This is a genomic window from Providencia zhijiangensis, assembly GCF_030315915.2.
Lineage (GTDB): Bacteria > Pseudomonadota > Gammaproteobacteria > Enterobacterales > Enterobacteriaceae > Providencia > Providencia zhijiangensis.
This window is the reverse complement of the sequence record NZ_CP135990.1, coordinates 1,170,120-1,194,084: the sequence shown is the minus strand read 5'-3', so window position 1 is coordinate 1,194,084 and position 23,965 is coordinate 1,170,120. Positions and strand designations below refer to the sequence as shown.

Below are 23,965 nucleotides of genomic sequence, written 5' to 3'. Positions count from 1 at the left end.
TTTTATCCCATGCCTATACTCATTTAATTATCTTGTTCATTCAAATAAGGAAGTGACATGGAGCCTCAAACGCAAAAAGAGCCCATTAATAAGCTGGCATATTTTATTGTTATCTTGCTATCGGTTATTCAAGGAATTGTCATCACTGCGACTCTTGATTATTCCATAGAAATCCCATTAAGCCCTACATGGGCTTATTTACCCATAATATTGGCTATTTTTGTCCCTTCGGTTATCAGCTTTCTTATTACCAATGCCAAGCAAGCCGTGTTTTATCTCAATATTATCCTAACGGTTGTACTTGTTTTTTGGATCAATACTTGGCAAAGCCTTGATATTGGTACTTCTGATAACAATGACGCATTCCTCTCGATTACAACGCTCACTGTCCTGATTTTTTTTATATTACCTTGGATGCAAAACCGTCAGGCTACAGGAACTTGGAAAGCTAATTACAGCTGCTTAGTTGGGCACTATTTCCGCAACACCTTATTTGGTCTTTTCGCCTGTGCCATTGGGGGCTTATTAGCCCTGATAGTCAAACAAGCCAGCTTTTTATTCGGCATTGTCAATCTGTCAACACTCAGCCAATTTCTTGGTCACTACATTGTCCTTTGGGTGGCCTTTTTAGTTGGTTTTAATACCAGCTTGCTCTTTTTGCGTTCTAAATTGGTGATGCAACTGAACAACATCGCCAAATATTTCTCGCAGTTTTTCCTGCCTTTACTCAGTTTAATCGCCGTAATTTTCTTAGCCGGATTGGCGGTTTCCATATTAACTGGTGTGCATTACACGGCTTCAGAGCTGGGTTCTGGCACCATGCTCTGCTTTGTGATTTTAAATATTATCTTTATTAATGCCCTTTATGGCGATGGCACAACACAATTCCAATTTAAATCGATTATCAATGGCTTTGTATTAATCAGCATCGTTCTATTAAATGCATTTTCTGCACTTTCTCTGTACGGTATTTTCGTTCGTGTTAGCCAATATAGCTGGAGTGTAAGTAGGCTATATGCATTTACTATTGCACTATTCTTAACCCTGATTATTTTAGCTTATAGTATCGCAATCATTATAAAGCGACACCGCTGGGCATTCTCCCTCGGCGCTATCAATAAGGTCGCTATTCTTGGTTTAATCGCCACTATCTTAGTTATTAACAGCCCTATTGGTGATTTCCAACGTATTGCGGTCAACAGCATTATGGCGGCCGTTGAGAAAGGCAAAATTAAAATTAACTACGATTTGTCTTATGACTTAGAGAAGTTAGGAGTGCGGGGAAAAGAAGCGTTAGCAAAATTGGAGCAAGATCCTGAAACGAAAGCACAGCTCAAAGTTGGCGCTTACTCTGATGTCCCTAAACCGCTTAAAGAGGTTCTTATCATCGCCAAAGGCAGCCAGCCATTGCCACAAAACTGGTTTGATATGGAAGACGGGATCCGCGATGCATGGAATTGCACCAATTATTACAGCAATTATGAATGTCTTGGATTTATGGCCGATGCAAACCACGATGGAACAAACGAAGTGGTGATGTGCTACTCCATTCCCGAGTCCCTTGATTATGAATGTACTATTTGGCAGTCCATGGATAACACATGGAAATTAGTCGATACGCAACGAGAGGTATTCGACGATATGCCATCCAAAAAAACAGCATGGGATAAGCTACTTAACAACCAGTTTATATTGAAACCAAAAACCTGGTTGCAAATTGTTCCTGAATAACACACGAAATTCCCCCAAAATTATTTCAACCTAAAATGCAGGTGGCTTAACAATTATAAATTAAGCCACCTTATTTTTTCTTTGTAATAACGGTAACATCCTCTCTTCGTTCAAATTTAATTATATTACGCTTAATATAATTTACCTTTATAAAACATATTGATAACAAAAATTATTCTATTCAAATAACTAGCTTTTATTATGTAACATATCGAATGGAAGCTGTTATGATAGGCAAAAATTCGGTTAGATTTGATGACAAAGTCAACTATCTTAACTGCACTCAATAACATGAAAACTACACCTGCTAACTAAATCATTATGGATAAATCAAGACAGACTGAATTGGTGCGTTGGTTAAAGCAACACAGCGCTCCTGCTAAGCGTTGGCTCCGAATTTCTATGCTATTAGGCATAGTCAGCGGTTTATTAATTATTGCGCAGGCTTGGTTCCTCGCTGTGATCCTACAAGCACTCATGATGGAGAGTATTCCACGCGAGCAACTCCTCACCGACTTTGCGTTATTAATTAGTGTCTTTATTTTACGCGGTGTTGTTCATTATCTTCGTGAACGCGCTGGCTACCGTTGTGGACAAGTTGTCAGACAGCAAGTCCGCGGCATGGTGTTAGATAAACTGCAAGAATTAGGCCCTGTTTGGGTCAAAGGTAAGCCAGCAGGAAGCTGGGCGACGATTATTCTTGAGCAAATTGAAGATATGCAAGATTACTATTCTCGCTATCTTCCGCAAATGTATTTAGCCACCATCATCCCAATCATGATCTTGATTGCCATCTTCCCTTTTAACTGGGCAGCTGCGCTGATTTTATTTGCAACCGCACCGTTAATTCCGATTTTCATGGCACTGGTTGGGCTGGGTGCTGCCGATGCTAACCGCCGTAACTTCCTTGCTTTAAGCCGTTTGAGTGGCAGTTTCCTCGACCGTTTACGTGGATTAGACACCCTACGCCTGTTCTTCCGTGGCAAAGCAGAAGTCACCCAAATTCGTGAATCCACTGAAGACTTCCGTTCTCGCACCATGGAAGTGCTGCGTATGGCATTTTTATCGTCGGGAGTCTTAGAATTTTTCGCGTCAATCTCCATTGCGGTGGTCGCTGTTTATTTCGGATTCTCTTATCTTGGAGAGTTAAGTTTCGGTAGTTATGGTCTACCTGTCACACTATTTGCAGGTTTCCTTGCGCTGATTTTATCCCCGGAATTTTTCCAACCTCTGCGCGACCTAGGCACTTACTATCACGCAAAAGCCCAAGCAGTAGGCGCCGCGGAATCGCTGGTGACCTTACTCGAAAGCCAAGGTGACGAACAATTACCACAAGGCGACAAGGTGATTGATGAGCAACCTATTCGCATTGAAGCCAAACAACTGGAAGTTCTTTCCCATGATGGCACTATCCTCGCAGGTCCTCTCGATTTCACCATTGAACCGCAGCAACGCATTGCCTTAGTTGGTCAAAGTGGTGCAGGTAAAAGCTCCCTATTAAACTTATTACTTGGCTTCCTGCCTTATCGCGGCTCCATTACTATTAATGGCAATGAGCTCAATCAATTATGCCCTGAACAATGGCGTGCTTTGGTTGGCTGGGTTGGGCAAAACCCGCATTTGCCTGAACAAACGTTGCAAGAAAATATTTGCCTAGGTAAACCCGATGCGACTGAATCAGAAATTCAATCTGCTATCGAAAAAGCCTATGTGGCGGAATTTCTGCCCAACTTACCGGATGGGTTAAATACCCGCTTAGGTGATTTCGCCGCACGTCTTTCTGTTGGGCAAGCCCAACGTGTCGCTGTCGCTCGCGTACTCTTAAAACCTTCTCGCTTATTGCTATTAGATGAGCCAGCTGCCAGCTTAGATGCGCACAGCGAGCAACGCGTGATGGAAACATTGAATCAATTATCTGAGCAGCAAACCACGTTATTAGTGACCCATTTACTTGAAGAAACCATGGATTACGACCAAATTTGGGTGATGTCTAACGGGAAAATTATCCAGCGTGGTGACTACCAACAACTGAGCCAGTCTGAAGGTGCCTTTGCCCAATTACTCGCTCATCGCCAAGAGGAGCTTTGAAAATGAAAGTATTACTCCCCTTCTTAGCCCTCTATCGCCGTCATTGGTTTTTGATTTCCTTAGGGATCATTCTGGCGATCGTCACGCTGCTTTCCAGTATTGGCCTTCTCACGTTATCGGGATGGTTCTTAGCCGGTGCGGCTATCGTGGGTGCACCGGGGATCTTTTTCTTTAACTATATGCTGCCTGCGGCTGGGGTTCGTGGTGCGGCTATTTTCCGTACCGCAGGACGTTACGCCGAGCGCTTAGTCAGCCACGATGCGACATTCAAAGTCTTAGCCCATCTGCGCGTGTTCGCCTTCAGCAAGGTGTTACCGCTATCTCCCGGTGGGATCAGCCGTTTCCGCCAAGGGGATCTATTAAATCGACTGGTGGCGGATGTCGAGACCCTAGACCATCTTTACTTGCGTGTTCTCTCGCCGATTGTCAGTGCTTTCTTTGTCACATTTGTCCTGATCATTGGTTTAAGCTTCCTTGACCCTCGCCTTGCATGGACATTAGGCGGCGTCATGCTGTTCCTGCTGTTTACGATGCCATTTGTATTTTATCGTGCCGGTAAACCGATTGGACGTGAGCTTACTGAATTACGTGGAAATTACCGCACTGTATTAACTTCCGCATTACAAGGCCAAGCCGAATTAGCCTTATTTGGCGCGACTCAACGTTTTCGTCAACACTTATCAAGCATCGAAAATTCATGGCAAGGTCGCCAGCAGCAGCAAGCGGCACTGACAGGTTTATCTCAAGCCATCATTCTGTGTGCATCAGGACTTACCGCAACCTTGCTTCTATGGATGGCTGCTGAACATGTTGGCGGAAACACACAACCCGGTGCGCTGATTGCCTTATTTGTGTTCTGTGCATTAGCTTCGTTTGAGGCTTTAGGGCCTGTTGCCGTCGCATTCCAACACATGGGGCAAGTGATTGCATCGGCTACCCGCGTCTCTCAGTTAATGCATGCGAAACCGGAAGTGAACTTTGTCAATCAAGGTAATGAACTAAAATCGCTAGAAAATTTAATCATTGATCACGTCACGTTCACTTATCCAGAACAGCCTTTCGCCGTACTAAAAAATGTCACTTTGTCAATCAAACAAGGCGAGCACATCGCGTTATTAGGAAAAACGGGCTGCGGTAAATCAACGCTGCTGCAATTGCTCACCCGCGCTTGGGATGTGGACAGTGGTGTTATATCGATTAATGGTCTGCCAATCCAAGCTTACAGCGAAGAAGCGCTACGTGGCGTGATGTCCGTGGTTCCTCAACGCGTCCATGTATTCAGCGATACCCTGCGCAACAATTTATTGTTAGCCAACGAACAAGCCTCAGATGAGCAACTTTGCGATGTACTGACTCAAGTTGGCTTAGATAATTTGTTGGATAATCAGCTAAAATTAAACGCATGGATGGGTGAAGGCGGTCGTCAATTATCAGGAGGAGAGCAGCGCCGCTTAGGTATCGCTCGCGCCCTTCTGCACAATACGCCGCTGGTATTAATGGATGAGCCAACAGAAGGGTTAGATGCCCACACTGAACAGCAAATTCTCAGCCTGCTCAAGCAAAAATGTGCCGATAAAACCCTGCTGGTAATCACCCATCGTATGCAAGGTTTAGAGCAGATGGATACCATTTGTGTGATGGATAATGGCGAAATTATCGAACAAGGCTCACACTCGCAATTGTTAGCTGAGCAAGGTCGTTATTATCAATTCCGTCAACGTCATTTGGTTCAGCAAACTCGCTGAGGTGCACCATGTACCAATTAGACGATGATTCATACCTGTTCCCGCCCGTGTCTGAAGCGATGCGGGAACCTAATGGGTTACTGGCGATCGGCGGTGATTTATCATCTCGCCGCTTACAAGCCGCATACTACGATGGCATTTTTCCGTGGTTTAACCCCGGTGAAGTGCCTTTATGGTGGTCACCCGATCCGCGAGCCGTCTTGAGAGTGGGCGACTTGCATATCAGCCGTTCCATGATCAAAACATTAAAAAAATATCCTTATCACATTACCATAAATCATGCGTTCAAAGAGGTGATAGCGGCTTGTGCTGTACGCAAAGAAGGCACGTGGATCCTGCCCTCTGTACAAGCGGGTTATCTCGCACTACACCAAGAGGGACTCGCCCACTCTATTGAGGCGTGGCATGGTGATCAGCTGGTGGGCGGTTTGTATGGCGTGAACATGGGACACCTGTTTTGTGGGGAGTCAATGTTCAGTAGAATGAATGATGCGTCCAAATGTGCTTTTATTACATTCTATTTTCATTTTTTGCGCTATAATGGGCAACTTTTTGATTGTCAGGTACTTAACCACCACACCGCTTCACTTGGCGCGACGGAGATCTCCCGCAGGGATTTTCTGCATATTCTTTATCGGTGGCGTGACCTGCGGATTGACCCAGCATGCTGGTTACCACAGTCAATTGATTTACCTCAATCATTTGAAAAATCACCACTTTTTAAGCGATAGAAAGTGGCAATACAGTAATTTTATCCCCAACTATTTTAAAGAAAGATCGCTTTAAAATGCGACACTTCTTTACTTAGTGTGGGTTTTTGGGCATTATCTTGCCCGTAAAAAATCACGGTTATTAGACTTAGAGGATTAGATGGCCAAAGAAGATAATATTGAAATGCAGGGAACGGTTTTGGATACCCTGCCAAATACAATGTTCCGCGTTGAACTGGAAAACGGTCACGTCGTGACTGCGCACATCTCTGGTAAAATGCGTAAAAACTACATCCGCATTCTGACAGGCGACAAGGTAACTGTAGAGTTAACTCCTTACGACCTGAGCAAAGGCCGCATCATTTTCCGTAGCCGCTGATTTTCGATTTTCAGGCAAGGCCTGACAAGACCACAGGTGCCTAAGACACCTGTGGTACTAGTTATTGTCAGATTACAGCATCCTCTGGAGAGGCCTTGTGTACGCTACTGAAGCTGTATGTCAGTGTGTGACTCTTTTCATCAAGCCCGATACTCACCGAGCCGCCATTCGTTAACGAACCAAATAACAGTTCATTTGCCAATGGTTTCTTCAGGTTATCCTGAATGACACGCGCCATAGGTCGGGCACCCATTGCTTTGTCATACCCTTTCTCACACAACCAACGACGAGCCGCTTGGCTTACCTCAATCGAAACACCCTTCTCATCCAACTGTGCTTGCAGCTCAACAATGAATTTATCCACCACTTGCGTGATGATATCCATCGACAGCGCATTAAACCAAATAATGCCATCAAGACGGTTACGGAACTCCGGTGAAAATGTCTTTTTAATTTCAGACATCGCATCCGTACTATTATCTTGCTCTGCAAAACCAATCGAGCGGCGCTGAGTTTCTTGCACCCCTGCGTTGGTGGTCATGACCACAATCACATTACGGAAGTCTGCTTTGCGACCGTTATTATCCGTTAGCGTACCGTGATCCATTACTTGCAGAAGAATGTTAAACACATCTGGGTGCGCTTTTTCAATTTCGTCCAATAGCACGACGGAATGCGGATGCTTAATGACGGCATCGGTCAGCAATCCACCTTGGTCAAAACCAACATACCCCGGAGGTGCACCAATCAGTCGGCTAACCGTATGGCGTTCCATATATTCAGACATATCAAAGCGCAGCAGTTTCACATCTAACGCTTTTGCCAGCTGCACGGTGACTTCCGTTTTACCCACGCCTGTTGGCCCTGCAAACAAGAAGGAGCCGACGGGCTTATGATCTAACCCTAAGCCTGCGCGATTCATTTTAATCGCCTCAGACAGTGCCTCAATCGCTTTATCTTGTCCAAAGACTAACATCTTCAGGCGTGAGTCTAAGGTTCTCAAACGATCTTTATCGCTCGAGGAAACGGTTTTTTCTGGAATACGCGCAATACGCGCCACCACGGTTTCGATTTCAGGTACACCGATGGTTTTCTTACGTTTACTTGGCGCCACTAAACGGGTTCTTGCTCCCGCTTCATCGATAACATCAATGGCTTTATCCGGCAGATGGCGGTCGGTAATGTATTTCACCGATAAATCCACTGCAGCCTGAATAGCTTTCGCGGTGTAGCGCACATCATGGTGAGACTCATATTTCGGTTTCAATCCATTAATGATACGCACGGTTTCTTCAGGGGTAGGTTCCACAATATCAATTTTTTGGAAACGTCGAGCCAACGCTCTATCTTTCTCAAAGATATTGCTGAATTCTTGATAGGTCGTGGAACCAATCACACGGATACGACCACTTGATAACAGCGGCTTAATCAAGTTTGCGGCGTCTACCTGTCCACCCGATGCCGCACCAGCACCAATAATTGTGTGAATCTCATCGATAAACAGAATGCTTTTCGGATCTTTTTCCAACATTTTCAGCAGCGCTTTAAAACGTTTTTCAAAATCACCACGATATTTAGTGCCAGCCAACAATGAGCCGATATCCAGTGAGTAGATTGTGCAATCTTTCATCACTTCAGGCACATCATTTTGCTCAATACGCCACGCTAAACCCTCAGCAATCGCCGTTTTACCTACGCCGGATTCCCCAACCAATAGTGGGTTATTCTTACGGCGACGGCACAACACTTGAATGGTACGCTCTAATTCAGCCTGACGTCCCACCAGCGGGTCGATATTCCCTTTCTTGGCCTGTTGGTTCAGATTGGTGGTGAAGTTGTCCATATGGTCTTCTGAGACTGGCTGCTCTTCACTTGGTGGTGTATTGTTTGCGGCATCATCCTCCGATGAAGAAGAATCTTCACCTTTAATGGTACCGTGGGAAATATAATTAACCACATCGAGGCGGCTAACATCATGCTTACGTAATAAATAAGCCGCTTGGGATTCTTGTTCGCTAAAAATCGCCACTAGCACATTCGCGCCAGTCACTTCGCTGCGCCCTGATGATTGAACATGAAAAACAGCACGTTGCAGTACGCGCTGGAAACTCAAAGTCGGTTGAGTGTCTCGCGTATCATTCTCAGGCAATAGCGGCGTGGTTTGGGCAATAAAATGCTCGAGTTCTTGTCTCAAGGCAACCAAGTCGACCTTACAAGCCTCTAAAGCTTCACGCGCAGAGATATTGCTCAATAATGCCAGCAATAGGTGCTCCACAGTCATAAATTCATGGCGATTGTCTTTCGCTCTGGTAAAAGCAACATTTAGACTAAGCTCCAATTCTTGATTGAGCATAAGCACCTCCCAAAATTGATATTAAGACTCTTCAGACTTTCTCTATAGTACACAATAAAGGATATTCATGTTCCCTTGCAAAAGCATTGACTTGGGCGGCTTTAGTTTCTGCAACTTCAGCAGTATAAACACCGCAAATACCTTTACCTTGAAAATGCACATCTAACATTATCTGTGTAGCGCGTTCTTCATCAAAAGAAAAGTATTTTTGTAACACCTCAACAACAAAATCCATCGGCGTATAATCATCATTATTTAACAGTACTTTATACATCGATGGTGGTTGCAGCGTCTTTTCAACTTCATCTTTAAAAATTGTGTCAGTTTTAAATGTGCCCAGAAAATCACTCATTACTTTCGTGCTCAGTCGTATTACTCAGTGTGGAAATTCAATTTAAGCATAGCCTTTATTATCAATGATATCTATTCACTAAATAACAATTCAATAAAGCTAAGCCATTAAAAATATTTTATCTTCATTTTGGTACTGAATTCTCAATTTATCTCAGTGTACCATGGGCTGATGACTAACTTATAGCACCTGAATTTTGTGACGAACATCAAATAATTTAAAAATTCACGAAAAACGCTCATCGGATTATTTTCAGTTTATTCAAAAAGCCAAAATCCGACTCTTGACCAGATATCCCTATTCAATACAGTATAAAATGCGCGCGATTAACTTCGTATTTATACCTAGTTTGCATGTGTATTTTATGCATGTATATAAACAGTCAGTAGCAAACTTGAAGGACGGAAATATGAATACAGGTACGGTTAAGTGGTTCAATAATGCCAAAGGTTTTGGTTTTATTTGTCCAGAAGATGGCGGAGATGATGTATTTGCACATTATTCCACAATCCAAATGGATGGTTACCGGACTCTCAAAGCGGGTCAAAAGGTCAACTACACGCTTATGATTGATGGTCCTAAAGGCGCTCATGCTACCGCCATTATTCCAATTATCGAAAGTAGTGAAGCAAAAGCAGAATAAGTTAGGGTAATAGAGCACAGTTAATTATTTTTAAGGGGTAAATAATTAACTGTGGCTATTTCAAATTAGCGATATTTTAGGTTAATAACACTCTAAATTAAGACAGTCTGCAACAAATATTATTACTCATCCGTTGCCTGCAAATGATGCATATCACCATACAATTCAGTTAATAGCTGATATTGCTCTTCATCATAGAACGCGCATTGGCCTTCGCCGAAAGCTTTTGCGACTTCAATCATGAATTTCACAGTCGCGGCAATGTCCACTTCATGGCTAGCTCCCGTTGAGCAACCCGGCACAACAGTTTCAGTGCAAATGGCGACACCAACAACCGGAACTGTTGTTGAAACCGCTGGCTGCATAATACTATTGAGGTGATGAAGCCCATTGCCATAAGGCGTGATATCTTGGATAGATAACGGGAAAGTCACCGCATTTTGTCCGCTACTCCACTCCATTAAACGCAATAGATCCTCAGAAACAGGTAGGATATATCCCGATTTAACCGTCGGTGATAGCGCATAACCTTTATGGTTAATTAAGCGATTTCCTTTGGTGGTATCCACCGATAAAATGGCATCCGCTTCTGGGATCCCTTCATGAAGATTCATCGTAGCGTCTTCAAGGGGTGAATCCATAAAATCGACTGGCGTATGAGGACGAGTTGGCGCGTTTGGGCAGATATGCGTTGTAATGATCACATCCCCTTGTAATGCGTCCCCTCTTTGCTGCATTTGAGCCAACTTTAATCCCGTTGTGATGGCAGCAATTGCGCCATCCGCATCAGAAACAACCCCAATGCGCGAAGGTCTTGCACCCAAACCACCTAAACGCCCGATGATCCCTAGCGTTGGTGCATTCTTACCTTGGGACTTGCCTTGTATGCCTGGAATGGTGATTCTGACGAAATCGCTTTGGCCTTTTTGATCGACAACAGTCGTTGAAATGACTTGAACTGCGGGGAAATCCTGGAACAACTGAACAACATCATGCCCACTAACATTCGCACAATCGAGCAGCTCATAAACGCACAAAGTTTGCTTTAGAGTCATTGTACTTCCTTTAATTCTAATTATTTTTTTTAGAGTTTTAGAGTAAACGGGCACCAAAGGAGCACCCGCTTACTCTGAATACCCCTTAACTAAAGACAAAGGGTATATTTCCTGATGAAGGCGTATTCACGCACTTTGAATGGTATTTAATTATTATTTACTGCAACTACTCATTACTGAACTTTTACTGCTGATACTGCTTTATATCACAAGGTTTTTTGACTACTTGGTACTACGCTCTAACCAGTAAGGGTCCCCAACCATACATCCTAGGTAAGAAGCCTTACGGTAAAGATCTTGGGACAGCTGCACGATAATCTCATCGGTCATTTGTGACTCTGGGAGACTCAAACACAACGCATATAATGTATTTTGTGAAGGGTCATATACTGTACTGGATACAGAAGCGACACCGGCAACTGACTCATTGACTGAAAACTCCCAACCGCGTTCATTGATCACGCTAATGCGCTCATTTAAACTGGCTCGAGACTCTTCAGGCTCTAAATTAATTAAGTTTATGCGCTCACTTATCGGCAATCGTGCTAATAATGCGCGCCCCGTTGATGTACCGCCAATAGGTAAACGCGTTCCAGGCTGCGTAATCACTTGCAGCATACTGTTACCAATTCTGGCATGAACAACACGGACTTTGTCTTCATCTAACGCAGAGACATAACTGGTAAACCCAGTATCTTTCGTCAAACTGTCTAACGCTTCTAACGCCATATCAATTAAATGGTTCATGCCACGAGCTCGGTGGGCAATCTCCATAATCAACAAACCTGGACGATAAATCGGCGCGTTATTTTTCTTTTCGAGCAACCCAAGTTCTGCCATCTGCTTTAACAGACGTGAAGCAGAGCTTTTCGGCATCGATAATTCATTGACCAACGTGGTTACCGTTAACTCATTACCTGAGCGTAAAAATAAGCGATACACGTCGACAACACTTGTTAAAATACTCATACCTGAGTTTCCTGCACCAGCAAGCCATAATCCAGAGGCTTTCTATCCCTTAAATAAGGCACATTTAAACGCGTATGCGCCTGAAGACGAAAATCAATCTCACCAACTAACAACTGTTCTTGTTCGCAAGATGCCTCACACAAAACTTGCCCACGCGGGCCCATAATTTTACTGCCACCAAATAGGTGTAAATCTTCTTCATGCCCCCAGCGATTCACCGCTAGAAGATGCGTGCCATTCTCTAAAGCACGACACGCTGTATTGATATTCCACATATCTCGGTCTTGAATACACCACGCAGAAGGTGCAATTAGCAATTCAGCGCCTTGCAGAGTGAGGATCCGCGCCACTTCAGGGAAGCCCATGTCGTAGCAAATCATCACACCAATTTTGCCGATTGGCGTATCAAACACGGGGAAAGTATCCCCGCTTTTGAACCACTGCTTTTCAATACCAAACGCATGTACTTTACGAAATACGCCGCTGATATTCTCACAACCCGGATTCCAAACGCCTACAGAGTTATATACTTCACCAAGACGTTCACCGCGCTCAGCAAATCCCGCCACAATTGTGATATCTAGACGGGAAGCTAATTGGCTAAATAGGCAGTATGTTTCACTGCCATCAAAATCACTAAGATCCCATAACTGAGTGGAGAGTAGATCGCCCCGATAACCCGTTGTCGACAGCTCTGGGAAACAGATTAACTTAGCGCCTTGAGATGCCGCCTGCTCGCACAGTTGCGCCATACGCTGCAAGTTACCTATTTTATTCCCTAGTTCAGAATCAAACTGAGCCAGAGCTACTTTCACTTGGTTATCGGTCATCTATCTGTCCTCAATCTAAATGAGAAACTTGGCGGAAGTGAGTGCCTTTCTCGCCTCGGAATGCCGCTAATAAGCGCATACCAACCCAATAAGCCACTGCACCAACCAGTAAAGAGTTCAACGCTGGAACGCCAATATCTGCACCAAAAGGCCCCAGAGCAGAGGTGCCCCAACCGACGACAACCGCACAACACCATGCAACTAAAGTCACAGGGTTATACGCTTCACAGCGAGTTGGTAAAATGCCTTGTTCTCGGGTGATATCCAGCTCTTTTCTGTCACGTTTTAACAAGTAATAATCAACAACCATAATACCCGCGACAGGCGGAATCGAAATACCAAGATAAATTAAGAAACTAATAAAGTTATCTAAGATACCTAACATGGAAGCCACGGTACCAAAAATACCAATAATCCATGTTAAATAACGGCGGTCAAAACGCTTATTAAAAATAGCGTTCAACAGTGTGGAGAAGCCGAGTGATGAAGAGTAGAGATTGATATCATTCATTTTAATTGTTGAGAAGATAACAATCGATGCACCTAGCAACCCAGTTAACGCCATCATCAAATCAAAAACTTGGCTTGTACGTAATGCTAAAGCCATTAATACCGCAATCATGTTGACGAAAAGCTCGCCACAGAATGTTCCAATCAATGTCATCCAGAACACATCTTTCGGCTTATGCATAAAGCGGCTGATGTCTGGTGTTGTTACAGCAGAGATAATAAAACCACCCGCAACCATCGTAATTGCAGCTGGCATTGTCATTAAAGGCCCGGCAGGTTCAGTGGCATTAATTAATAAACTAATGTCCTGTCCCGATAATAAATTATAAGTTGCCCAACCTAGTGCGAATAAAAATAGCGGTGTTGAAATATTCGCGGTAATAGATAAAAAGCGATACCCATATACCGTAATAATTGTCACCGCAATGCCTGTAATAAGCGACCAGGTCCCTGGTGTTAGCACGTTAGTCGCTTTATACATACCATCCGCGAAGAAACCATTTTGGACACCGAACCAACCCATTAAGGAGATAGCAATGGCTCCTCCAATTAATGCGGATCCTAGTTTTCCAAAACCAGACCACCGAGACAGTAGACTGATTGACATTCCTTCACGGCAAGCTGCCGCTCCGAGCCCCCAACTGACGACCTGTAAAATTACAGAACCGAGCATTGTGGCCCAAAACGCCTGCCAAAACGTTAATCCATAACCAAGCGCTGCACCTAGCATCACTTGCGAAACGCAAGCGAGTGAACCGATACGGAGGATCAACACTTCATAAAACAGTCGACGAGCACTTTGCGGTACCCGCGTCAGAGAATAATCTTCACCTGCTTTATTTGCCATTTTTTATGCCTGCTGTGTATGAGTCTTTACTTGTGATTTTTGGCTTTTCGCTAAAGTTCCATTTAGTGGAACTAGGTTTCATTTATTCTACAAGACGAATAATATCCACGATCGGTACCAAATCGCAAGTAGAATTTACCTTTTTGATAGCTTTTTTATTATCGGTTATTTAAATAGGAGGAGAAATAGGAGGAAGTAAAAACAAAATAAGCTGTAAATTAATAGGTTAAAAATCCCGCATTTGATTAGAGAAACTTCATAAAATGAGTTATCAGCTATAGATAATTCTGATTTAGACACACCAATATGGAGTAAATTATCTTTTCATTGCAGTTAATCGCACAAAATATTCGACCTAAACAACCATTCACCGATTATTTTATTTAATAAATTGCGTATTTGGTGAGAAAAAAGTTGTAGAGATCCCCTCTACAACTTTTCAAATAATCACGAATTGATAAATTACTCTCTTGCTAATGCATCAATTGGGTTTAATCTCGCCGCATTCCTTGCTGGTAGGAAACCAAAAATAATCCCAATCGCCGTTGAACACGCAAATGCACTGACGAGTGCAATAGGATCAAAAGCAAATGTCCAACCCGGCAGCGCCATTTGAGCAATCAAACTGACGCCATAAGATAAGCCAATTCCCATTAAGCCACCAATAAGGCACACTAACACGGCTTCAATAAGAAATTGCTGCATCACATCCATCGTACGGGCGCCTACCGCCATACGAATACCAATTTCACGAGTTCTTTCCGTGACAGACACCAACATAATATTCATCACACCAATCCCCCCAACCACGAGCGAAATGACAGCGACTAAAGTCAAAAAGAGCTGCATAGTCTGGGTGGTTTTTTCCGCTGTTTTGACCAACGTATCAATGTTGTAGGTAAAAATATCCTTCTTACCGTGACGCAATGTCAGCAAACGGGTCAGTTGCTGCTCAGCGACTTTCGCATCAATACCATCCTTCACTCTCACCACAATACTGTCATAGTAAGAACGATTAATCAGCTTACTGTTAATGGTTGTATCGGGTAAAAACACTTCTAGGCTTTTGCTGGAACCAAAAATTGATTTTTGCTCCCCTAAGACACCAATTACTGTCGCGGGCATATTTCCGATAAGCAATATCTCACCCACGACATTCTGTTTGTTCGGAAAAAAGCGTCGTTTCGTATTACCGTCAATCACCACCACAGGCGCACGCCGATCAAGCATATCCTGAGTAAATCCCATCCCTTCAGCGAATTTATTACCATAAACTTGGAAATAACCTACCCCCACTCCTGCGACTCTAGCCACCGCATCTAAATTACCTTTACGTAATCGAGCAGAGGTATCAATGGAACCCGTCACCGACTGAACATAAGGCTGCTGAGCAATGGCTGAAATATCAGAGGCTTTCAACGCTTGTCGATTTTCTGGGTCATCACTACCAAAATCTTTTCCGGGATACACCGAAATTGTATTGGTACCAATCGATTTAATATCATTCAATACCATCCCTTTGGCCGCATCACCAATCACCATGATGGATACCACTGAAGCAATCCCAATCACAATTCCCAGCATGGTCAGCAAGGTGCGCATTTTATTCACCACCATTGCGCGCCACGCCATTAATAAGGCTTCACTGAATCGACTAATCCATTGCCCTAATGGATTTTTCTTCATCGCAACTTTTGCCGGAAACTCCACTTTCTTCATTGCTAGCACACCAGAATCATTGATGATTTCGCCATCTTTGATTTCAACGATCCGCTCCGCTTGTTGCGCGACTTTCGGGTCATGGGTAACGATGATCACCGTATGCCCTTGGGCACAAAGATCTTTTAAGATCTTCATGACCTCTTCCCCCGAATGGCTATCCAGCGCACCCGTCGGCTCATCCGCCAAAATAACCTGTCCACCATTCATCAGAGCGCGAGCAATACTGACTCTTTGTTGCTGCCCACCCGATAATTGGCTTGGGCGATAATTGACTCGCTCACCTAAGCCTAAACGCTGAAGTAATTGTTCCGCTCGTTCCTGGCGCTGAGACTTGCCTGCTCCCGCATAAATAGCGGGGATTTCGACATTTTGCTCAGCACTCAAATGGCTCAGTAAATGGTAACGCTGGAAGATAAAGCCAAAATGTTCACGTCGTAATTGTGCCAATTGGTCATTATCCAATGTCGCAATATTTTGACCTGCAACGAAATACTCCCCTGATGAGGGTTTATCCAAGCATCCCAAAATATTCATCAACGTCGATTTTCCCGATCCCGACGCCCCAATAATCGCCACCATTTCACCGGCATTTATTTTCAGCGAAACATCTTTGAGTACCGTGATCTCCTGTTCACCCGCAGGATAGCGCCGCGTAATGTTATGCAGCTCAAGTAAAGTCGTCATCATTACGATTCCGTCTCGCTGCTGCGACCGACGATGACCTTATCCCCTTCCTTTAACCCACTAATCACTTCCACAGAGACATCATTGCGGCTGCCAATTTCAACGTTTCTCTTTTGCGGGATCCCGTCATTCAAGACTTCCACTTCATAGACTTGTGGAGTGACTTCGTTTCCTAACGCCAATAATGGAAGGAGCAGCACATTTTTATGGGATTCAAGCTCAATCACCACCTGTGCGGTCATTTGTAGCTTTAAAAGATGTTGAGGGTTTGGCACTTCAAAACGTGCATAGTAGAAAATTGCATCGTTAATTTTTTCAGGGGTCGGGAGGATATCTTTCAGTTTTCCCGCGAATTTTTTATCTGGGGCACCTAACACGGTAAAAGACGCACTTTGTCCCGGTTCGAGGTAGATAACATCCGCTTCGGAAACTTCCGCTTTAACCAACATCGTATCCAAATCAGCTAGCGTCAAAATCGTTGGTGCCTCTTGAGCGGCAATCACCGTTTGCCCTTGTAATGTCTTGATAAACGTCACAATTCCATCCATTGGTGCTGTAATTTGGGTGTATTTCAGATTCGTTTTTGCGGTATCTAAAGAGGCACGATTACGTTTAATCTGCGACTGATACGTAGCCACTTTCGCTTTATTCACTTCCACATCAGTTCTGGCTTTATCCAGCTCTTGCTGAGCCACCGCTTGCACTTTTGATAGGCTTAAATGACGTTGGTAAGTCACTTGCGAAAGCTTTAGTTCAGCCTGAGCCAATGCCAAATTGGATTCTAACTCATGAATAGTTTCTTGAGATTCAGTGACTTCGTTTTGCGCTTTTTGCGGATCAATAACGGCGAGCAGATCGCCTTTTTTAACGGTATCACCTTCTTTGACATACAGTGTTTGTAGCTGGCCACTAACCTGCGCCCCCACATCCACTTTACGCACAGCATCTAATTTACCCGTCGCCATAACCCGCTTATCGAGGTCACCACGAGTCACATCAACTGTTTGGTAGCTCTCTGGCTGCTGGTTACCAAGAAAAAACCATGCGGTCACCAGCGCCGCGAGTAGGACAAATATGCCATAAATCCATTTTTTTCTTGATACTGCCTTCATTAACTCTATTCCTATTTTCAATCAGAGGGCCTCCCCTCTCTTGAAAATAAGATAGCTGAATAATTATCACTCTTCACTAAACAGATTTAAGATTAACTGCAATTTATATCAATACGCCTTACCGCGCGCCAACCATGCGACTCTTGAGAACATATTTCTCAGAGCCAATGGTACTGCTTCAGGGCCTAATTCAGCGGCACGGTTTACGGTCGCCAGTGCTAAGTCTGGTTTTGACGTCCGTGCAATCGCTTTTAAAATCACACGGCGAGTGGATACTCGGGCATTTTCAGGAATTTCTGCAATTTCATGATACAAACCTTGAAACCCTTCGCGATACAGAAAATGTTCCATATCCGGTGCTGGTAACATGGTTAACCGATCTCTATCTGGCGAATTAATTTTGTTGGCATAATGCGTCGCTGTTGCGGCATATTTTCGCCCTGCTTCATCCCCATCAGTTAATACATGCCATTCAATGCCCATTTTATTGGCAAATTTTAATAACGGTTTTAAGCCACTTTGTGCAAAGGCAATTACCTTAATTCCTTCTGTTTCGAAGAAATAATTACACTGCCTCGCAAATTCACTCATTAGCCAAATTTCCGTTTCACCCTCAACCAGTAGCCAACAACGGGCAAATAATGCGGAAGGTCGATTAAAACGAATATGGAAAGAGATTTTACGTAGCTCTTCAGCACTTAAATCCTGCGGGTTCAAACGATACGCAGATACTTTATTCGTATCACGAACAAGGCGGCATAAGCTATCAATTGGCGCTTGGGAAAGTAAATCGCCAGAATTGGTTGTGGTGATCCGCTGCAAGGAGAACAAGCTAAACAGCCCCCACGCAATAGACAACATAATAGGATGTAACCGTGTTTCAGGGTCTTCCACAATAATAATTGGGCGAGCATGTTTATCCAGCTCAATATTCCCTTTAGATTGCAGTAATGACGAAAACATCCCTAGGATAATCAGGCGAATATTACGCTGGTTCGGCTTCGCAATTAATCGGTTAATATTATCCAATGCCTGCCAACCTCGCTTACGAGGCTCGATACTAATCATTGGATTATCCGTTTTCACCATATGACCACTTTTCCCTGAAAAGTAGTGGCTCAGCAATTGCTGCATCGCGTCCACCCCATCTTCAAGGTCATTATCACTTAAGCGTTCCGGATTATTCACCAGCGCCATGGTCAATTCTTTAATCTGATGATTAAAGTTTTCACGGAAATTGTTACTTCCGCTGACTATCGTCTCGGGGTTTATACTATTTAAGAAACGCGCATCTCGTAAGCGGATTACGGGATATAAACGGACAATTTCTTTAATATACTTACCCACATTATCGAGGGATAACTTATTTCCCCCGGAATTTAAGAAGCATTTATCTACCGCAACACTGTTATCGTCTTTTAGCTCCGCACTCACTCGGAATAAAATATGTTTTAAGTCATCTCCATTATCAACCCAAACAGAAGCAAGATTTTGGAAACGATATGAATGATGGCGACCCGGGCGACTCTCACAGAACTTTAAGACAATCTGCAAAGTACGAAAACGTGTTTCATCATCCCCTGTTGGATGGTGAAAATCATTAGCTGTGAATTGGTATTCGCGATGTTCGGGAGAGAGCAAAATATCTAAAGCATCGAGTAAACTGGATTTACCCCATGAGTTTTCCCCGATGAGAACGGTATTATTATTGAGTTCTAAAGAAAGTCGGTTGATCCCTCTAAATCCGTATATTTCCACACGTTCCAGATACATATCTCTCTCCTTGCTATCGAAAACTGAGTTTGATTGTAACATCCTGACCGCTCAAGGATCCGTGAAACAACCTGAACTATCGCAAATAAAAGCTTACTCATTAAGCCGATTAATTACTATACGAGTCAACATAGTACAAAAAAAACACGTTACGATACATGTCCCTGTATTGAGCTTATTTATTTGGTGATATAGGATGTTTATGCTTTATTTTCCAGCATTTTTCTCCTATTTTTAGTTAATCAGCCATTGAAAAATATTTATCACCTGCGTGATATTTAGCATCACAGGCTAAATATATTCATGTTTCGATAGCAATGTTCATGAATATTTAAATATAATCTGTTGTTTATATTGGCATAAGTTTATATTTGCATAAATTAGTGTAGTTAATGCAGTAAAACAAAATGAAATAAAAGGGCACTAACATGTATTCTGGCTTGCTGATTATTCTTTTACCTCTGTTTCTGGGTTACTTGATACCCATAAAAAATAAAAATGTGCTTCATCGAGTTCATCAGTCTTTAAATTCGATGGTATACGTCATTTTATTTTTAATGGGTATTACCCTTGCTTTGCTTGAAAACCTTAGCGCACATTTAGTGTCCATCTTAATTTATGCCCTGACCTTCTTCGCCTGCATTTTTGGCCTCAATGCGCTTTCTTTAATTCTGCTGGATAAACTTGATCCGTGGAAAGTTCCACAGCACAAGCAAGAAAAGCCACCTTCACGTATCAAAATGGTGTTTGAATCCTTGCAACTGTGTGGTGTTTTGCTCATTGGCTTTTTGGTGGGATTAACTGGATTTAAATTCTTACATTATGCGGATAAAGGCAGCCAAGTGGCGCTAATGTTGCTGCTGTTACTGGTTGGGGTACAGCTTCGTAATAGTGGAATGCATATTCGACAAATTTTAATTAACCGCCGAGGAACCACTATTGCCTTAGTGATGGGAGTTAGCGCCCTTATTGGTGGGGCTGCCGCGGCCTTTTTCCTCGGGCTTCCTATCAAAATGGGGTTAGCTATCGCCTCTGGATTTGGTTGGTATTCACTCACCGGTATCTTAATTACCGATGCCTATGGCCCCGTGATGGGCAGCGCCGCATTTTTTAATGATCTATTGCGCGAATTGACTGCCATCATGTTGATCCCGTTAATTATTAATCGCTATCGCTCTACTGCATTGGGCATTTGTGGCTCTACGTCTATGGACTTTACTTTACCGGTATTGCAGCGCAGTGGTGGCGTGTCGATTGTCCCCGCCGCTATCGTTCATGGCTTCGTTTTAAGTCTAATTACGCCAATCCTTATGGCCTTCTTTACATAAGTAGAATTTCAGTCACAATAGCCGTTAATTTAGGTATCACAGGAAATTAACATGACGGGTAAACAACGAGTTTTAGTACTAGGCGCCAGTGGCTATATTGGGCAAAATTTAATTCCTAAATTATTGGAAGAAGGTCATGAAGTCACTGCTGCTGCCCGACGTGTAGACTGGATGCTGTCTCAAGGTTGGTCAGATACTCGCTGTATCTATGTGGATTTACACCAGCCTGAAACCCTGAAAAATATCATGGATGAGGTGGATATTGTTTACTTCCTCGTTCATAGCATGGCGGATCAAGCCAACCTTATTGAACGTGAACGTGAAGCGGCGCGCAATGTACAAAATGCACTACAAGGCTCTAACGTCAAGCAGGTGATTTATCTCAGCGCGCTGCAACACGGGCATACTTATTCCCCGCATTTAATTGCCAGACGCTTAACAGGGGAAATTCTGCGCGAAAGTGGTATTCCTGTGACTGAGATCCGTGCATCCATTATCGTTGGTTCAGGCTCTGCGGCCTTCGAAATTATGCGGGATATGGTGTATAACCTCGCCATTTTGACGCCGCCGCGTTGGGTTCGTTCAAAGTCATCCCCAATTGCCCTTGAAAATATCCTGTATTACCTCACGCAATTAGCCCAACTCCCCGTTACAGAAAGCCGAGTATTAGATGCGGGTGGCCCTGAATACATAAGCTACCAAGAGCTCTTCAAACGCTTTATTAAAGTCTCTGGAAAGCGCCGTTTGTTAATTCCAATTCCGATCCCTGTCAGTATGATCTCCGTGCACTTTATTAGTTTGATAACTTCTGTGCCGCCCACGATTGCCAAAGAGTTGATCCAAGGCTTACAACACGACCTGCCTGCGGACGATAAACTCATTCGCGAACTTATCCCGCAAACGCTGATTTCATTTGATGACGCGGTCAGAACCACATTAGCGGAAGAAGCCAGCGCCATTGATAACTCAGATTGGGGTTACGATCCGGAGGTAAGAAAACGCTGGAGACCGGGTTACGGCTACTACCCTAAACAAGCGGGCTTTACTTTTAGTACCACTGCAACCACAGAATCGCTCTGGCATACCGTCCAGCAAATTGGTGGAAAAGAAGGATATTTTTACGCCAATATCCTTTGGAAAACACGCGCCATTATGGATGATATGATGTTGAATAAAGTCAAATATGGCAGACCTGATCGTGACACCTTACAGGTTGGTGATGAAGTTGATGGCTGGCGAGTCATTAATATGGAGCCAAATAAGCAACTTAGCTTGCTTTTTGGTATGAAAGCACCCGGTTTAGGTCGATTGACTTTCACTATTCATGATAGTGGAAATCTACGTTCAATTGATGTTCGTGCATGGTGGCACCCAGCGGGTTTCAGCGGATTACTCTATTGGTTTGCGATGATGCCAGCTCATTTGTTCATCTTTAAAGGCATGGCTAAGCGTATTAGTGAATTGGCGATTCAATGGGACAAAAAGCTTGTGACAGCGCCGATAGCGGAAGATAGCTCCAATAAGCCAGAATAAATTTAGCGTAAAAAACCAAATTTTTATGCATAAAACATTGCATAAATATGCTTGCAGGATTAATATCGCGGGTAGTTAATTTAGATATTATTGGTAAGCATGAGCATTCAATTAAAAAACATAAACTGTTTCTACGGTAACCATCAGGCACTCTTTGATATCAACTTAGAGTGCTCTGCTGGTGAAACCATGGTATTACTCGGGCCAAGCGGCGCAGGGAAAAGCTCCTTACTGCGCGTACTTAACCTGCTAGAAATGCCACGTTCAGGTCAACTCAATGTTGCCAACCATACTTTTGATTTTGCCAAAGCACCAGATGCGAAAGCTATTCGCGATCTGCGCCAAAACGTAGGCATGGTTTTCCAGCAATATAATCTTTGGCCTCACTTAAGTGTGATGGATAACCTAATTGAAGCGCCATGCCGCGTTTTGAAGTTATCCAAACAGCAAGCCCAAGAAAAAGCCGCTAAGCTATTAGAGCGTTTACGTTTATCGCAATTTGCTGACCGCTATCCCCTGCATTTATCCGGCGGCCAACAACAGCGTGTCGCGATTGCTCGCGCCTTAATGATGGAACCACAAGTTCTGTTATTTGATGAGCCAACAGCCGCACTTGACCCTGAAATCACAGCGCAAGTGGTGGACATTATTCGTGAACTTTCAGCAACGGGGATCACCCAGGTTATCGTGACCCATGAAGTTGAAATTGCCCGTAAAACCGCAAGCCGTGTGGTCTATATGGAAAACGGTCATATTGTAGAGCAAGGAGATGCTAGCCACTTCGCTGCACCTCAAACCGAAGCATTTGCAAATTATCTGTCCCACTAATAGATATAGGATTAAGCAATGAAAAAATTATTATTAGCTACATTATTAGGCGCTGTAACCCTATCTGCGGCGGCGGCGGAAAAAGAGACTATCCGTTTTGCAACTGAAGCCACTTATGCCCCATTTGAAATGTTTGATAAAAACAACCAAATCGTAGGTTTTGACGTGGATCTGGCAAATGCAATGTGTGAAAAAATGAATGCAACCTGCACATTCACACACCAATCTTTTGATAGCTTAATCCCAAGCCTAAAATTCCGTCGCTTTGAAGCGTTAATGGCGGGTATCGATATTACCCCTGAGCGTCAACAACAAGTGGATTTCACCGAAACTTACTATCCGAACTCCGCTGAATTTATTGCGGTAAAAGATAAAGTTACTGCTGTTGACCAGTTAAAAGGTAAAAAAATCGGGGTACAAAACGGTACTACACACCAGAAATACATTCTGGAACAACATAAAGATATGACGGTTGTCCCATATGATAACTACCAATCTGCCATTTTAGATCTGCAAAACGGTCGTATTAATGCGGTCTTCGGTGACACTGCCGTTGCTGATGAGTGGTTAAAAGCGAAAGGTAATGAAAACTTAGCGGCTGTGGGCGACAAAGTGACCGATCCACAATACTTTGGTATTGGTTTAGGTATCGCGGTTCGTAAAGGCAACAAAGAGTTGCTTGATAAGATGAACAAAGCCTTATCTGAAGTTAAAGCCGATGGCACCTACGATGCTATCCATAAAAAATGGTTTCAACAGTAGTCGATATAATT

The 23,965-nt window shown here is 43.5% G+C and carries 19 protein-coding genes; 10 read left to right on the top strand and 9 right to left on the bottom strand.

Features of this window, described 5'->3' with window-relative positions:
• Positions 1-57 precede the first annotated feature (57 nt).
• The 5 genes from QS795_RS05370 to infA all read left to right on the top strand — a co-directional run bounded on the left by QS795_RS05370 (position 58) and on the right by infA (position 6,653).
• Complete coding sequence (locus QS795_RS05370; protein WP_286272231.1) at positions 58-1,731, top strand: DUF7057 domain-containing protein; 1,674 nt, start codon at positions 58-60, stop codon at positions 1,729-1,731.
• 321 nt (positions 1,732-2,052) lie between these two features.
• Entirely contained in the window at positions 2,053-3,819 is a 1,767-nt protein-coding gene (gene cydD, locus QS795_RS05365; protein ID WP_318626997.1) for a heme ABC transporter permease/ATP-binding protein CydD, read from the top strand.
• A gap of 2 nt (positions 3,820-3,821) precedes the next feature.
• The gene (gene cydC / locus QS795_RS05360; RefSeq protein WP_318626995.1) at positions 3,822-5,564 is read left to right on the top strand and encodes a heme ABC transporter ATP-binding protein/permease CydC; all 1,743 of its coding nucleotides are present in this window, start codon (positions 3,822-3,824) and stop codon (positions 5,562-5,564) included.
• Between the two features lie 8 nt (positions 5,565-5,572).
• On the top strand, positions 5,573-6,295 hold the full coding sequence (gene aat / locus QS795_RS05355; protein WP_286272226.1) for a leucyl/phenylalanyl-tRNA--protein transferase: 723 nt from the start codon (positions 5,573-5,575) through the stop codon (positions 6,293-6,295).
• A gap of 139 nt (positions 6,296-6,434) precedes the next feature.
• Positions 6,435-6,653, top strand: coding sequence for a translation initiation factor IF-1 (infA, locus tag QS795_RS05350; RefSeq protein ID WP_004244560.1), 219 nt, complete (start codon positions 6,435-6,437; stop codon positions 6,651-6,653).
• Positions 6,654-6,720: 67 nt separating this feature from the next.
• Here infA and clpA read toward each other — a convergent pair whose 3' ends face one another.
• Both clpA and clpS read right to left on the bottom strand, forming a co-directional pair.
• Complete coding sequence (clpA, locus tag QS795_RS05345) at positions 6,721-9,006, bottom strand: ATP-dependent Clp protease ATP-binding subunit ClpA (protein WP_154604273.1); 2,286 nt, start codon at positions 9,004-9,006, stop codon at positions 6,721-6,723.
• Between the two features lie 31 nt (positions 9,007-9,037).
• Positions 9,038-9,358 (bottom strand): ATP-dependent Clp protease adapter ClpS, encoded by a 321-nt coding sequence (gene clpS / locus QS795_RS05340; RefSeq protein ID WP_036951847.1) that lies wholly within the window; start codon positions 9,356-9,358, stop codon positions 9,038-9,040.
• A gap of 409 nt (positions 9,359-9,767) precedes the next feature.
• Between clpS and cspD the strand changes: the two genes are divergently transcribed.
• Complete coding sequence (cspD, locus tag QS795_RS05335) at positions 9,768-10,001, top strand: cold shock domain-containing protein CspD (protein ID WP_154604319.1); 234 nt, start codon at positions 9,768-9,770, stop codon at positions 9,999-10,001.
• Between the two features lie 122 nt (positions 10,002-10,123).
• On the opposite strand, the gene QS795_RS05330 is transcribed toward cspD, so the two are convergent.
• From QS795_RS05330 to QS795_RS05300, 7 genes are all read right to left on the bottom strand, one after another.
• Complete coding sequence (locus QS795_RS05330) at positions 10,124-11,056, bottom strand: DUF1177 domain-containing protein (protein ID WP_154604320.1); 933 nt, start codon at positions 11,054-11,056, stop codon at positions 10,124-10,126.
• A 222-nt stretch (positions 11,057-11,278) separates the two neighbouring features.
• Positions 11,279-12,025: an IclR family transcriptional regulator gene (locus QS795_RS05325; RefSeq protein ID WP_154604321.1), complete on the bottom strand. Its 747-nt coding sequence runs from the start codon at positions 12,023-12,025 to the stop codon at positions 11,279-11,281.
• On the bottom strand, positions 12,022-12,855 hold the full coding sequence (locus QS795_RS05320; protein WP_154604322.1) for a nitrilase-related carbon-nitrogen hydrolase: 834 nt from the start codon (positions 12,853-12,855) through the stop codon (positions 12,022-12,024). The genes QS795_RS05325 and QS795_RS05320 overlap by 4 nt, the downstream gene beginning before the upstream one ends.
• 10 nt (positions 12,856-12,865) lie before the next feature.
• On the bottom strand, positions 12,866-14,212 hold the full coding sequence (locus QS795_RS05315; protein ID WP_318626994.1) for a purine-cytosine permease family protein: 1,347 nt from the start codon (positions 14,210-14,212) through the stop codon (positions 12,866-12,868).
• Positions 14,213-14,674: 462 nt separating this feature from the next.
• Positions 14,675-16,618, bottom strand: coding sequence for a macrolide ABC transporter ATP-binding protein/permease MacB (macB, locus tag QS795_RS05310; protein WP_154604453.1), 1,944 nt, complete (start codon positions 16,616-16,618; stop codon positions 14,675-14,677).
• A gap of 2 nt (positions 16,619-16,620) precedes the next feature.
• Complete coding sequence (gene macA, locus QS795_RS05305; RefSeq protein WP_154604324.1) at positions 16,621-17,730, bottom strand: macrolide transporter subunit MacA; 1,110 nt, start codon at positions 17,728-17,730, stop codon at positions 16,621-16,623.
• 108 nt (positions 17,731-17,838) lie between these two features.
• A complete protein-coding gene (locus QS795_RS05300) occupies positions 17,839-19,503 on the bottom strand; it encodes a DUF2813 domain-containing protein (protein ID WP_154638967.1) in 1,665 nt (554 codons plus the stop codon).
• Between the two features lie 428 nt (positions 19,504-19,931).
• Here QS795_RS05300 and QS795_RS05295 point away from each other — a divergent pair, with 428 nt between their 5' ends.
• The 4 genes from QS795_RS05295 to artJ all read left to right on the top strand — a co-directional run bounded on the left by QS795_RS05295 (position 19,932) and on the right by artJ (position 23,954).
• Positions 19,932-20,831, top strand: a complete 900-nt coding sequence (locus QS795_RS05295; RefSeq protein ID WP_036951864.1) for a LysO family transporter — start codon at positions 19,932-19,934, stop codon at positions 20,829-20,831.
• A 51-nt stretch (positions 20,832-20,882) separates the two neighbouring features.
• On the top strand, positions 20,883-22,364 hold the full coding sequence (locus tag QS795_RS05290) for a DUF2867 domain-containing protein (RefSeq protein ID WP_286272213.1): 1,482 nt from the start codon (positions 20,883-20,885) through the stop codon (positions 22,362-22,364).
• A gap of 99 nt (positions 22,365-22,463) precedes the next feature.
• Positions 22,464-23,192, top strand: coding sequence for an arginine ABC transporter ATP-binding protein ArtP (artP, locus tag QS795_RS05285; RefSeq protein ID WP_154604327.1), 729 nt, complete (start codon positions 22,464-22,466; stop codon positions 23,190-23,192).
• A gap of 18 nt (positions 23,193-23,210) precedes the next feature.
• Complete coding sequence (gene artJ, locus QS795_RS05280; RefSeq protein ID WP_132494435.1) at positions 23,211-23,954, top strand: arginine ABC transporter substrate-binding protein; 744 nt, start codon at positions 23,211-23,213, stop codon at positions 23,952-23,954.
• The last annotated feature ends 11 nt before the right edge of the window (positions 23,955-23,965 follow it).

What these genes read in the sequence shown, in the direction of transcription:
- cydD (WP_318626997.1), top strand. Translation starts at nt 2,053, where the DNA reads ATGGATAAATCAAGACAGACTGAATTGGTGCGTTGGTTAAAGCAACAC.
- cspD (WP_154604319.1), top strand. Translation starts at nt 9,768, where the DNA reads ATGAATACAGGTACGGTTAAGTGGTTCAATAATGCCAAAGGTTTTGGT.
- QS795_RS05330 (WP_154604320.1), bottom strand. Translation starts at nt 11,056, where the DNA reads ATGACTCTAAAGCAAACTTTGTGCGTTTATGAGCTGCTCGATTGTGCG.
- macA (WP_154604324.1), bottom strand. Translation starts at nt 17,730, where the DNA reads ATGAAGGCAGTATCAAGAAAAAAATGGATTTATGGCATATTTGTCCTA.
- artJ (WP_132494435.1), top strand. Translation starts at nt 23,211, where the DNA reads ATGAAAAAATTATTATTAGCTACATTATTAGGCGCTGTAACCCTATCT.
- QS795_RS05295 (WP_036951864.1), top strand. Translation starts at nt 19,932, where the DNA reads ATGTATTCTGGCTTGCTGATTATTCTTTTACCTCTGTTTCTGGGTTAC.
- macB (WP_154604453.1), bottom strand. Translation starts at nt 16,618, where the DNA reads ATGACGACTTTACTTGAGCTGCATAACATTACGCGGCGCTATCCTGCG.
- QS795_RS05300 (WP_154638967.1), bottom strand. Translation starts at nt 19,503, where the DNA reads ATGTATCTGGAACGTGTGGAAATATACGGATTTAGAGGGATCAACCGA.
- infA (WP_004244560.1), top strand. Translation starts at nt 6,435, where the DNA reads ATGGCCAAAGAAGATAATATTGAAATGCAGGGAACGGTTTTGGATACC.
- cydC (WP_318626995.1), top strand. Translation starts at nt 3,822, where the DNA reads ATGAAAGTATTACTCCCCTTCTTAGCCCTCTATCGCCGTCATTGGTTT.
- QS795_RS05290 (WP_286272213.1), top strand. Translation starts at nt 20,883, where the DNA reads ATGACGGGTAAACAACGAGTTTTAGTACTAGGCGCCAGTGGCTATATT.
- QS795_RS05315 (WP_318626994.1), bottom strand. Translation starts at nt 14,212, where the DNA reads ATGGCAAATAAAGCAGGTGAAGATTATTCTCTGACGCGGGTACCGCAA.
- aat (WP_286272226.1), top strand. Translation starts at nt 5,573, where the DNA reads ATGTACCAATTAGACGATGATTCATACCTGTTCCCGCCCGTGTCTGAA.
- QS795_RS05370 (WP_286272231.1), top strand. Translation starts at nt 58, where the DNA reads ATGGAGCCTCAAACGCAAAAAGAGCCCATTAATAAGCTGGCATATTTT.
- QS795_RS05320 (WP_154604322.1), bottom strand. Translation starts at nt 12,855, where the DNA reads ATGACCGATAACCAAGTGAAAGTAGCTCTGGCTCAGTTTGATTCTGAA.
- artP (WP_154604327.1), top strand. Translation starts at nt 22,464, where the DNA reads ATGAGCATTCAATTAAAAAACATAAACTGTTTCTACGGTAACCATCAG.
- QS795_RS05325 (WP_154604321.1), bottom strand. Translation starts at nt 12,025, where the DNA reads ATGAGTATTTTAACAAGTGTTGTCGACGTGTATCGCTTATTTTTACGC.
- clpA (WP_154604273.1), bottom strand. Translation starts at nt 9,006, where the DNA reads ATGCTCAATCAAGAATTGGAGCTTAGTCTAAATGTTGCTTTTACCAGA.
- clpS (WP_036951847.1), bottom strand. Translation starts at nt 9,358, where the DNA reads ATGAGTGATTTTCTGGGCACATTTAAAACTGACACAATTTTTAAAGAT.